Annotated in this window: 9 protein-coding genes; 7 read left to right on the forward strand and 2 right to left on the reverse strand. The window is 68.8% G+C overall.

Translation table 11 applies throughout. The features are described 5' to 3' along the window. The first annotated feature begins 21 nt into the window (after window positions 1-21). The 7 genes from guaD to O5I81_RS19710 all read left to right on the forward strand — a co-directional run bounded on the left by guaD (window position 22) and on the right by O5I81_RS19710 (window position 8,559). Window positions 22-1,308 (forward strand): guanine deaminase, encoded by a 1,287-nt coding sequence (guaD, locus tag O5I81_RS19680; protein ID WP_348637271.1) that lies wholly within the window; start codon window positions 22-24, stop codon window positions 1,306-1,308. Window positions 1,309-1,546: 238 nt separating this feature from the next. Then, window positions 1,547-2,467: a Flp pilus assembly protein CpaB gene (cpaB, locus tag O5I81_RS19685; protein WP_271066563.1), complete on the forward strand. Its 921-nt coding sequence runs from the start codon at window positions 1,547-1,549 to the stop codon at window positions 2,465-2,467. 1 nt (window position 2,468) lies between these two features. Beyond that, the gene (locus tag O5I81_RS19690; RefSeq protein ID WP_271066564.1) at window positions 2,469-3,869 is read left to right on the forward strand and encodes a type II and III secretion system protein family protein; all 1,401 of its coding nucleotides are present in this window, start codon (window positions 2,469-2,471) and stop codon (window positions 3,867-3,869) included. 13 nt (window positions 3,870-3,882) lie between these two features. Further along, window positions 3,883-5,052, forward strand: a complete 1,170-nt coding sequence (locus O5I81_RS19695) for an AAA family ATPase (protein WP_271066565.1) — start codon at window positions 3,883-3,885, stop codon at window positions 5,050-5,052. Further along, window positions 5,052-6,425, forward strand: coding sequence for a CpaF family protein (locus O5I81_RS19700; protein WP_271066566.1), 1,374 nt, complete (start codon window positions 5,052-5,054; stop codon window positions 6,423-6,425). Before O5I81_RS19695 ends, O5I81_RS19700 begins: the two co-directional genes overlap by 1 nt. Before the next feature lie 219 nt (window positions 6,426-6,644). Continuing rightward, window positions 6,645-7,613 (forward strand): type II secretion system F family protein, encoded by a 969-nt coding sequence (locus tag O5I81_RS19705; RefSeq protein ID WP_271066567.1) that lies wholly within the window; start codon window positions 6,645-6,647, stop codon window positions 7,611-7,613. Between the two features lies 1 nt (window position 7,614). Further along, complete coding sequence (locus tag O5I81_RS19710) at window positions 7,615-8,559, forward strand: type II secretion system F family protein (RefSeq protein ID WP_271066568.1); 945 nt, start codon at window positions 7,615-7,617, stop codon at window positions 8,557-8,559. A 38-nt stretch (window positions 8,560-8,597) separates the two neighbouring features. On the opposite strand, the gene O5I81_RS19715 is transcribed toward O5I81_RS19710, so the two are convergent. Continuing rightward, complete coding sequence (locus O5I81_RS19715) at window positions 8,598-10,010, reverse strand: amino acid permease (RefSeq protein WP_271066569.1); 1,413 nt, start codon at window positions 10,008-10,010, stop codon at window positions 8,598-8,600. Window positions 10,011-10,080: 70 nt separating this feature from the next. Continuing rightward, window positions 10,081-10,674 (reverse strand): response regulator transcription factor, encoded by a 594-nt coding sequence (locus tag O5I81_RS19720; protein ID WP_271066570.1) that lies wholly within the window; start codon window positions 10,672-10,674, stop codon window positions 10,081-10,083. Window positions 10,675-10,995 lie beyond the last annotated feature (321 nt).

Raw genomic sequence — 10,995 nt, forward strand, 5'->3', positions numbered from 1 at the left:
GGCGGCGGAGCAGACGGTCGGATGTCGGGGTTGCGGGGGTGGCGGTCGGAACTGGTCTGGACCCTGGGCGACCCGGCGTCGAATGTGGCGGCGCTGCGCCATTTTCCCGATGGCTTGCTGCTCGTCGAAGACGGCCGGATCGTTGACGCAGGAGCCTGGAGCGACCTGGCCCCTGGCCTGCCGGAGGGCGTGCCGGTCGAGCATCTGCCCGGCCGGATCCTGACCCCCGGCTTCGTCGATGGCCACATCCATTTTCCGCAGCTGGACATGGTCGCCTCGCCGGGCGGAGCCCTGCTCGACTGGCTGGAGCGCTACACCTTCCCGGCCGAGCGGGCCTTCGCCGATCCGTCCCACGCCAGGGAGGCGGCGGGGCGATTCCTGAACAGCCTGCTGGCCAACGGCACGACCACGGCCATGGTCTTCGGCTCGGTGCACAGGGAATCGGTCGAGGTCCTGCTCGAGGACGCCCTCGCCCGCGACATGCGGCTGATCGCCGGCAAATGCCTGATGGACAGGGGGCCGGAGGGCCTGCGCGACACGGCCGAGGGCGGGGCGGCGGAAACCTCGGGCCTGATCCGCGCCTGGCGGGGCCGGGGCCGGCTGGGCTATGCGGTGACGCCGCGATTCGCGCTTGGCAGTTCGCGCGAGCAGCTGGCCCTGGCCGGGCGGCTGGTGGCCGACAACCCCGATGTCTGGATGCAGACCCATCTTTCGGAGAACACCGCCGAGATCGAGGCCACCCGCCAGGCCTTCCCGGAGGCCGCCGACTATCTCGACGTCTACGACCGATTCGGCCTGGTCACCGACCGGTCGCTGTTCGCCCACGCCATTCACCTGAGCGACCGGGAACTGGGGCGGATGGGCCAGGCCCGCTGCGCCTGCGCCTTCTGCCCGACCTCGAACCTGTTCCTCGGCAGCGGCCTGTTCGACCTCAAGCGGACGACAGGTTTCGGGGTCAAGGTGGCGCTCGGCACCGACATCGGGGCCGGCACCAGCTGGAGTCTGCTGACCACGGCCGCGGAAGCCTGGAAGGTCGGACAGCTGAAAGGGACGACGCTGGATCCCCTGACCGCTCTCTACATGGCCGGACGTGGCGGCGCAGAGGCCCTGGGGCTGCAGGACCGCATCGGCGCTTTCGAGCCCGGCATGGAGGCCGACTTCGTGGTGCTGGACCCGGGCGGAGCGCCGGGCCTCGCCCGCCACCGCGCCGCCAGCCTTTCGGAACGCCTGTTCGCCCTGATGGTGCTGGGCGACGACCGCACAGTCGAGCGGACGTATCTGGCGGGAAACCTGGCCCACAGCCGTTAGGGGTCGGGTTGGCCGCAGCGCGGCCTACCTGTCTCCAAGGGCACGATTTGTAGTTAAACGATCATAACAAACGGCGATCGAAGTCAACTTTCGCTAACCATCCGGCGCGCCCAAATACGGTGTACAGGCTTTTACTGTATATCTTGAGCATATCCTAAGTCCCCACCCGTAACCCTGCAGGCCGGTTCGGGGAGTCCGCGCATTTGCGACTCTTCAGGGGTAATGCGGGGACGTCAGAATGCGTGTCGCCACGATTGTCAGCCTGGGGGCCTCGGCCCTGCTAGGCGTGGGAGCCCTGGTGGTCGCCAAGACCATGCTCCCTGACCACACCGGCCAAGGCAAGGCGGCGGCCGCCGCGCCGATCACAAACCTGATCCCCGTCGTCGCCGCCAAGGCCGACATCCCGTTCGGGGTGAAGCTGGCGGCCAAGGACCTGATGATCCTCAAGCTGCCCAGGGACGCGGTCCCCGACGGGACCTATTCGACCATCGACGCGGTCACGGCGCTGGACAACGGCGGCCCGGTCACCCTGGCGCGCCTCTCCGCCCGTGAACCCCTGCTGCCGGCCAAGCTGTCGGGCGGCGGGACCAAGGCCAATGTCGCCGCCGTCATCGGCGAGGGCATGCGGGCCTACACCATCAAGGTCACCGACGTTTCCGGCGGCGGCGGCCATGTCACCCCCGGCGACCGGGTCGATGTGCTGGTCGCCATGGAGCCGACCGAGGGCGCCCAGGTCGAGGGCGTCGGCGGCAAGGGCGCGGTCAGTGGCGCGGTGCTGCAGAACGTCAAGGTGTTGGGCATGGACCTGATTGCCGACCCGGCCAACGTCGACAAGTTCATCCCCAAGACCGCCACCCTGGAAGTGTCCCTCGAGGACGCCGCCAAGCTCGCCGTCGCCGCCCAGGTCGGCGAGCTCAGCCTGGCCCTGCGCCGCACCGGCTCGGTCGAGCTGGCCGAGGCCGCGCCGGTCCGCACCCTGACCTGGACGTCGAAGGGTCTGGCCCCGACGCCGGTCGGCAGCGTCAAGCCGATCCGACGCGCCGCCGGCCCGCGCCGCCCGGCCGTCGCCCCGTCGCCCCAACAACACACCCTGACCGTGGTCCAGGGCTCCGAGCGGACGACCGTTCAGGTGCCCACCGATCGCCTGGGAGGCTATTGATATGCGCGCCCTGTTCCTGACCGCCGGCGCCTGCCTGGCTTTCGCCTCGGCCCCGGCCTTCGCCCAGACGCCGCCGAAGGCCGCGCCGGTCGCGACGCCCAGCCTGTCGTCGGCCGTGCTGCCGGACGTCGATTTCCCCACCTTCACCGCCGACGCGGCGCCCAGCCGCTCGATCATCGTGGCCAAGGACAAGTCGACCGCCTTCCGGCTGAGCGGATCGGCCGGTCAGATCGTCGTCGCCCAGCCCGACATCGCCGAGATCGTCGCCAACACCGACCGCAGCCTCTACATCCGCGGCAAGACGCTCGGCGCGACCAACATCCTCGTCTACGACAACAATAAGCGGCTGGTTGAGGTCATTGACGTCAAGGTCGGCCACGACCTGACCGGCATCCAGGCCGACATGACCGCCGCCCTGCCCGGCGAGCCGATCAAGGTGTCGAACCTGGCCGGCGGATTGATGCTGACCGGGCAGGTCTCGACCAGCTCGGTCGCCGCCCGCGCCAAGACCATCGCCGAGCGCTACGCCCCCGGCGGCGTCAGCTCGACCCTGACCGTCGAGGCCGCCCAGCAGGTGATGCTGGAGGTCCGCATCCTCGAGGCCAGCCGCGACAGCCTCAAGGACTTCGGCATCAACCTGGCCATCGCCAACAACAGCGGCGTGGTGTTCGGCTCGGGCCTTGGCCTGATCGGCAACAACCCGGCCCAGGGCACGCTCGGCATCTCGACCAACGTCGGCCCGACCACCATCGACGTCACCCTGCGGGCGCTGGAGGAAAAGGGCGTCATCCGCACCCTGGCGCGGCCCAACCTGGCGGCGATCAGCGGCGAGGAAGCCACCTTCCTGGCCGGCGGCGAGTTCCCCTATCCGGTCCCGGCCGGGGTCGGCGAGGTGACCATCGAGTTCAAGCCGTTCGGGGTGAACCTGAAGTTCACGCCGACCGTCCAGGACAGCGGTCTGATCCGCCTGAAGGTCGCCCCCGAGGTCAGCGCGCTGGATCCGACCAACGCCCTGAAGATCGGCGCCTATGAGCTGCCGGCCCTGACCGTGCGCCGCGCCTCGACGACCATCGAGCTGCGGGACGGCGAGAGCTTCGCCATCGCCGGCATGTTCCAGCAGGACTATGTCAACGCCGTGCGCCAGCTGCCCTGGGTGGGCGACATTCCGGTGCTGGGGACGCTGTTCAAGTCCGGGCGCTGGAAGCGGTCAGAGACCGAGCTGCTGATCCTCGTCACCCCGCGCCTGACCACGGCGGCGCAGAGCCAGTCGCTGACGCCCAATCCGATGATCGCCGGGTCCGAACCCACCGCCATCGACGTCATCTTCGCGGGCATGGTGATGGACAAGCCGATGACCACCCCGGTCGGCGCCACGCCGTCTGAACTGCCCACGCCCTACTGAAGGACGCCAGACCATGAGTTTCACCGACCGCCGCGTACTGGCCATCGGTCCCGGTCTGGCCGAAGCCTGCCGGGCCGCCTTCGAGGGCGCGCGCCTGGAGGTCATCGGGGCCGAGGCCCTGCCCCCCGGCTGGCCGCCCGGCCATGAGCCGGAACTGGCGGTGCTGGACGCCTCCGCCGATCCGGTCGCCCTGGCCGAGGCCATCGCCCTGCTGGCAAAGCTGCCTTTCCCGCCGGCCGCCATCATGGCCGGCGACCATATGCCGGCCGGGCTGATGCGGGCCCTGCTGCGCCTGCCGCGCGCCGATGTGGTCGAGGCGCCGTTTGGCCCGAAGGACCTGGCCGAGGCGGCGATGATGCTGCTCAAGCCGGTCGAGATCGCGGCGCCAGCGCCGCATGTGCAGACCGGCCGCTGCTGGACCGTCACCGGGGCCGTCGGCGGCGCCGGCGCCACCACCCTCTGCGTCGAGCTGGCCGCCGCCCTGGCTGAGCGGGCGCAAGGCAAGAAGCGGGTCTGCCTGATCGACCTCAACCTCGCCGACGGGGCCAGCGCCGCCTACCTGGGCGCCGCCGCCAACATGATGCTGGGCCGCGCCAGCCAGGAGCCCGAGCGCATCGACGCCGCCCTGCTGGAGGTGTTCGCCAGCCCCGCCCCCGGCGGCTTCGACCTGATCGCCCAGGCCCGCGATCCGCACGGCTTCGAGGCCGTCTCGGCCGAGGCGGTGCTGCGGGTGCTCGATGTCGCCTGCCAGGTCTATGATTTCGTCATCGTCGATGCGCCGCGTCATCGTCGGTCCTGGACCATGGATGTGATGGCCGGGTCCGACGCCCTGCTGGTGGTCAGTGAGCTGACCGTGCCGGCCCTGCTGGCCGCGCGCAGTTTGGTCGCTGAGTTCGAGGCCGATCTGCCGGAAGGCCCGGGCCCGCGCATCATCCTAAACCGCCTGGCCAAGCGGGTGTTCGGCCCGGCCCCCTCGACATCGGAAGCCGAGAAAGCACTGGGCCGCAAGGTCGACGGCGGCCTGACCAGCGACTGGGAAGCCGCCGCCGCCAGCGTCAACCTGGGCGGCCCGATCCGCAGCCACCGGCCCAAGAGTCGAATCGCCAAGGACGTCGACGACCTCGTCGACCGGCTGCTGGCCGCCGCGCCGCATCCGGCCCATGCACCGGTGAGGGCCGCCTGATGGCCCGCTTCAGCTTCCGCCGCGCCGAGCCGGAACCGGTCTTCGAGGGGGTCGCCACCCACATCGTCGCGGTTCCCGAGACCCCGCCGCCCTCCAGCGTCGATAATGAGATGCTCGACATGCGGCTGCGGCTGCACGCCCGGCTGATCGAGGAAATCGATCTGGGGAAACTCGGCGAGCTCGACGAGGGCGAGATGCGCCGGCAGGTGCGCAAGCTGGTCGGGGATTTCGCCAGGGACGGCCGCCTGGCCCTCAACACCGTCGAGCTGGACCAGCTGGGCCACGAGGTGTTCGACGAGATGGTGGGCCTGGGCCCCATCGAGCCGCTGCTCAAGGACGAGTCGATCAACGACATCCTGATCAATGGGCCCAACCAGGTCTACATCGAGCGGCGCGGCGAGCTGGAGCTGACCCCCATCCGCTTCCGCGACAACGACCACCTGCTGCGCATCGTCAACCGCATCGTCGCCGCCGTCGGCCGGCGCATCGACGAGTCGAGCCCGATGGTCGACGCCCGCCTGGCCGACGGCAGCCGGGTCAACGCGGCCATCTATCCGATCACCGTTGATGGCGCGGCGGTGTCGATCCGCAAGTTCTCCAAGAAGCCGCTGAGTCTGGAACGGCTGGTCGGCGTCGGGGCCATGCCGGCCTGTGTCGCCGAGTTCCTGCATGGGGCGGTGAAGGCCCGGGTCTCGACCGTGATCAGCGGCGGCACCGGCTCCGGCAAGACGACGCTTCTGAACGCCTTCTCCGCCGCCATCAGCGAGGGCGAGCGGCTGATCACCATCGAGGACGCCTGCGAACTGCAGCTGCAGCAGCCGCACGTGGTGCGGATGGAGACGCGCCCCCCGAACATCGAGGGCAAGGGCGAGATCCGTCAGCGCGAGCTGGTCAAGAACGCCCTGCGGATGCGTCCCGACCGGGTCATCCTGGGCGAGGTCCGGGGCGAGGAAGCCTTCGACATGCTGCAGGCCATGAACACCGGCCACGAAGGCAGCATGGCGACGATCCACGCCAACACCCCGCGCGACGCCATCACCCGCCTGGAGCAGATGGTGGCCATGGGCGGTTTGAGCCTGACGCCCGAAAGCATCCGCGGCCAGATCGCCTCGGCCGTCGGGATGATCGTGCAGGTCATGCGTCTGTCGGACGGCAAGCGGAAGGTGATGAGCGTCTCGGAGATCACCGGCATGGAGGGCCAGGTGGTCCAGATGCAGGAGATCTTCGGCTTCCACCGCACCGGCACCGACGCCGAGGGCCATGTGCAGGGCGAGTTCCGGGCGACGGGGCTGCGGCCCAAGTGCCTGGACGAAATGAACCGCCGGGGCATCCACTACGACACGGCGAACTTCGACCCACAGAGGGCGCTGTGAGCCCGGCCGCCAGAGCCCCTCTCCCTGAGGGAGAGGGAGGGGCCCGCGCTGCGCAAGCAGCGTGGGAGGGAGAGGGTTTAGGGACGGTGGATGGTTCGCACGGGACAATCTCCCGACCGCGTAAACCCTCTCCCTCCCACGCCTGCGGCGCGGGCCCCTCCCTCTCCCTTAGGGAGAGGGGGCAATCGCGGCCCCGCCCCATGGGCGCGAGCGCAGCCCATGCCTGACCTCACCTTCGATCCCAGATGGATCGTCCTGATCCTGGTCTTCGCGGCGGTGTTCACCGGCGTGCAGGCGGTCACCGGCCTGGCGCGGGTCGGGGTGGCGAGGCGCAAGGTCAACAAGCGGCTGGCGACGGTCGAGAAGACCGGCAGCCTCGAACAGCTGGTGCTCGAGCTGCGCAAGCAGCGGGGCCTGACCGCCGACGGCGAGGTGGCCCGGGGGCTGGGCTGGTTCAACGACCTGGTCATCCGCTCCGGCGTCAATGTGCAGCTGAAGAAGCATCTGCCTATGGTGCTGCTGGGCGGGGCGCTGGCCAGCGCGGTGGCCTTCCTGTGGACCAAGAACTGGATGATCGCGGCCGGGGTCGGGCCGGCGCTGGGCGTGCTGGTCCCCGTGATGTTTCTCAAGATCAAGGCCGGCGCCCGGTCCAAGGCCATCGGCCTGCAGCTGCCCAACGCGCTGGAAGTCATCATTCGCAGCCTGGAGGCCGGCCACCCGGTGCCGACCGCCATCGCCCTGGTCGGCCGCGAGATGCCCGATCCGCTGGGCAGCGAGTTCGGCATGGCCGGCGACGAGATCGCCTATGGCGCCACCCTGCAGCAGGCCATCGGCCGCATCGCCGACCGCTGTCGGCATCCCGACGTCGACCTGTTCGCGGCCACTATCCGCCTGCAGGAGAAGAGCGGCGGCAACCTGACCGGCCTGTTGAAGATGAACGCCAAGGCGGTGCGCGAGCGCCACAAGATGCGGCTGAAGATCAAGGCGGCCTCATCCGAAGGGCGGGCCAGCGCCATCATCCTGACCGCCGCGCCGTTCGGGGTGCTGGGCATCCTGACCTTCGCCAGCCCGCACTTCTACGGCGACGTCATCGGCGAGCGGCCGGTGCAGATCGGGCTGGCCGTCCTCGGCACGTGGATGTTCCTGGGCAACATGGTCATGCGCAAGATGATCGACATGAGGATCTGACATGGACGCCGTCCTCTTCCAGCAGATCCTGACCTATGCGGCGGCCGGGCTGATCGCCATGAGCGTCGGCGGCGGCGGCATGATGCTGCTGCGCGAAGCCCGCTTCGGGGCCAAGCGCCGCCAGCGGCTGGCGGGCAATACCGTCGCCGGCAGCCGTCCCGGTCCGTCGAAGGCCGACAGCGGCGTCATGCGCGGCGTCAAGCGGCTGGGCGAGAAGATGGCCATCCAGGACCCGGCCCAGATCTCCAACATCCGCACCAAGCTGATCCATGCCGGCTGGTACAATCGCGAGGCCGTGGCCCTGTATCTCGGCGCGCGCGGCGCCAGCCTGATCGTCGCCACCGTGGCCACCCTGTTCACCGTCCCCTGGGCGCTGAGCGGCATCGGCGGACCGGCGGCCATCGCGGCGGCGGGCGTCTTCGCGGTCGCCGCCATCCTGGGTCCCGACCAGGTGGTAAAGGGGCGGCGTCGGAAGATGGAAATCGAGTACATGGAGGGGTTTCCCGACATGCTCGACCTGCTGGTCGCCTCGGTCGAGGCGGGCCTCAGCCTCGACGCCGCCGTCAACCGGGTGGCCGAGGAGATGGGCCGCCGCTACCCCAACCTGGCCGCCCACCTGCGGTTCCTGACCCTGGAGCTGCGGGCCGGCAAGGCGCGCAAGGAAGCCTGGGGGGCCTTCGCCGACCGGCTGGGCATCGAGGAGGCCCGGTCGCTGGCCACCATGCTGCGCCAGGCCGAGGAAATGGGCACCAGCCTGGGCGAGACCCTGGCCGTCTTCTCCGACGACATGCGGTCCAAGCGGATGCTGCGGGCGGAGGAGAAGGCCATGGCCTTGCCGGCCAAGCTGATGGTGCCGCTGATCCTGTTCATTTTCCCCTGCCTGCTGGGCGTGCTGATGCTGCCGGCGGCGTACCGGATCAGCCAGAGCATGGTTGGCGGGGGGTAAGACAAATTCCTCCTCCGGGACGAAGTCACGGGGGAGGATTAGGCCAACGCGCTCTTGCGACGGCCGTAGAGCAGGTAGACGACCACTCCAATGGCGTTCCAGACGAAGAAGCCGACGATGGCCGTGTTGGGCAGCGTCGTGAACAGGTAGAGGCAGCCCAGCACGCCGAAGACGCCGATCACCGGCCAGACCGGGGTCCTGAAGATGCGCTTCAGCTCCGGCGCCTTGACCCGCAGGATCATCATGCAGACCAGCACGGCCACGAAGGCGGCCAGGGTGCCGGCGTTGGCCAAAGCCGCGATTTCACCAAGAGGCAGGATGCCCGCGAGGAGCGCGGCCAGGACGCCGGTGATCAGGGTGACGAAGCTGGGAGCGCCGCGCTTGCTGACCTTGGCGAGGCCGACGGGCAGCAAGCCGTCTCTCGCCATCACGAAGAAGATGCGGCTCTGGCCGTACATGAAGGCCATGATCACCGTCGGCAGGGCGATGACGGCGGCGGCGGCGACCAGCTTGGCGGCCCCGCCATGGCCCAGCTGTTCCATGACGAAGACCAGCGGGGCGTCAGCCTTGGAGAAGACGCCGGGGAGCACCGCGCCGATCGCGGCGGCGGCGACCACCATGTAGATGACCGTGCAGGCGATCATCGAGCCGACGATACCGATGGTCAGGTTCTTTTCCGGGTTCTTGGTTTCCTCGGCGGCGGTCGAGACGGCGTCGAAGCCGTAGAAGGCGAAGAAGATGATCGAGGCGGCGGCCATCACCCCGACCTTGGTGCCGTCGGCGTTGACGCCGCTGAAGCCGTAGGGGCTGAACGGCGTGAAGTGGCTGGCGTCGAAGGCCGGCAGGGCGAGGAAGACGAAGAGGCCGAGGGCGGCGAGCTTTACGACCACGAGGACCATGTTGACGGTGGCGCTCTCCCGCGTGCCGATCAGCAGCAGGCCGGCGACGGCCAGGGCAATGAAGGCGCCCAGCAGGTTGAAGCCGCCGGTGAAGCTGAGGTGGCCGTCGGTGAGGGCGAAGGTCGAGGCCATCCATTTGGGATCGACGGGGATGGTCACGAACTCGGCCGCGTGGCCGGCCCAGCCGGCGGCGACGGCGCCGCAGACCACGGTGTATTCAAGGATCAGGCTCCAGCCGACGATCCAGGCCAGGCCCTCGCCCAGCACCGAATAGCTGTAGGTGTAGGCGCTGCCGGCGGCCGGCATCATGGTCGCCATCTCGGCATAGGCCAAGGCGGCGCAGGCGCAGACGGCGCCGGCGATGGCGAAGCTGAGCATGACGCCCGGCCCGGCCAGCCCGGCCCCGACCCCGATCAGGGTGTAGATGCCGGTGCCGACGATGGCGCCCACACCCAGCGCGATGAGGTGCGGCCAGCCGAGCGTGGCTTTCAGCTTGTGATGCTCGGCGACGAAGCCGCCATCCATGGGCTTGCGACGTGTCAGGAAACTCATGCGGCCTCTCCCCGGAATTGTCGCGAGGATGGGGGTGTTTTGGCGGGAAAGGGAAGGGGCCGTCGCCGGCTCAGTCGAGCAGGTTCAGTCCGGCCATGGCCGCCTCGGTGCGGTTGCGGGCGCCGAGCCGCTTGAGGATCTGGTTGACGTGGAGCTTCACCGTCGGGGTGGTGATCTCGAGGAGCCTGGCGATCTCCTTGTTCGACTTCCCCTCGACCAGTTGGCGCAGAACCTCGACCTGGCGGTCGGTCAGAGGCGATTCGGTTGGCCCGCTCGGCCGGCCAACGTCGCTGACATGATAGGGAACGCCCGCCAGGACGAGGTCGAAGCCGGCGAAGACCATTTGCCGGTTCATGGTCTTCACAAGGTAGCCGGCGAGCCCGGCGCCGATGACCTCCGTGCGCCGGCGAGCGTTGAAGCGGGTGTCGAGCGCCACGACCGGTGTCGGCGCCGCGGCGTCGGCCACGGCCCGCAGGCAGGCGATCGGCTGCGCCTCCTCGAGCGCCAGATCGATGACGACCAGACTGAAGCTGCGCGTGGCCAAGGCGTCAAGCAGCGCCTTCAGATCCGCAAAGATCGCCGGCGCGGGATCGCCACGGGTAGCCCCGTACCCGGCAAAGCCCTCAAGACAAAGCGCCTGGTCGCTCGCAATCGCCATCTGCATCGGACGCCCTCGAATACCGCAAGTTCCGATGCAGATAGCGCAGTGTCCGCGCGGCGCAATACCCACAAAATCATTATGGGTAAGTCGAAAGCGGGCGACGGCAAGGGTCGGCCGAACCGCGCCCGAAGCCGCTAACCGGGCGGGCCATAGCCTTAAGTTCTATGACGTATAACTTCCGACATAGATCTAGTTATACTTTATATTTCGACGCCATTTCTGAAATTAACAACGGATAAACCAATATAATGTCGATTACTTTCAAGTCCAACACTGTTCGTTCGGCTCAGCAACAGTAGCCTCCGGACACCGGCGGCGATTTGA

The organism is Caulobacter sp. NIBR1757 (genome assembly GCF_027912495.1).
Lineage (GTDB): Bacteria > Pseudomonadota > Alphaproteobacteria > Caulobacterales > Caulobacteraceae > Caulobacter.

Bases quoted from the DNA above. Each gene is read 5' to 3' on its own strand.
- guaD (WP_348637271.1), top strand. From the start codon at position 22: ATGTCGGGGTTGCGGGGGTGGCGGTCGGAACTGGTCTGGACCCTGGGC.
- cpaB (WP_271066563.1), top strand. From the start codon at position 1,547: ATGCGTGTCGCCACGATTGTCAGCCTGGGGGCCTCGGCCCTGCTAGGC.
- O5I81_RS19690 (WP_271066564.1), top strand. From the start codon at position 2,469: ATGCGCGCCCTGTTCCTGACCGCCGGCGCCTGCCTGGCTTTCGCCTCG.
- O5I81_RS19695 (WP_271066565.1), top strand. From the start codon at position 3,883: ATGAGTTTCACCGACCGCCGCGTACTGGCCATCGGTCCCGGTCTGGCC.
- O5I81_RS19700 (WP_271066566.1), top strand. From the start codon at position 5,052: ATGGCCCGCTTCAGCTTCCGCCGCGCCGAGCCGGAACCGGTCTTCGAG.
- O5I81_RS19705 (WP_271066567.1), top strand. From the start codon at position 6,645: ATGCCTGACCTCACCTTCGATCCCAGATGGATCGTCCTGATCCTGGTC.
- O5I81_RS19710 (WP_271066568.1), top strand. From the start codon at position 7,615: ATGGACGCCGTCCTCTTCCAGCAGATCCTGACCTATGCGGCGGCCGGG.
- O5I81_RS19715 (WP_271066569.1), bottom strand. From the start codon at position 10,010: ATGAGTTTCCTGACACGTCGCAAGCCCATGGATGGCGGCTTCGTCGCC.
- O5I81_RS19720 (WP_271066570.1), bottom strand. From the start codon at position 10,674: ATGCAGATGGCGATTGCGAGCGACCAGGCGCTTTGTCTTGAGGGCTTT.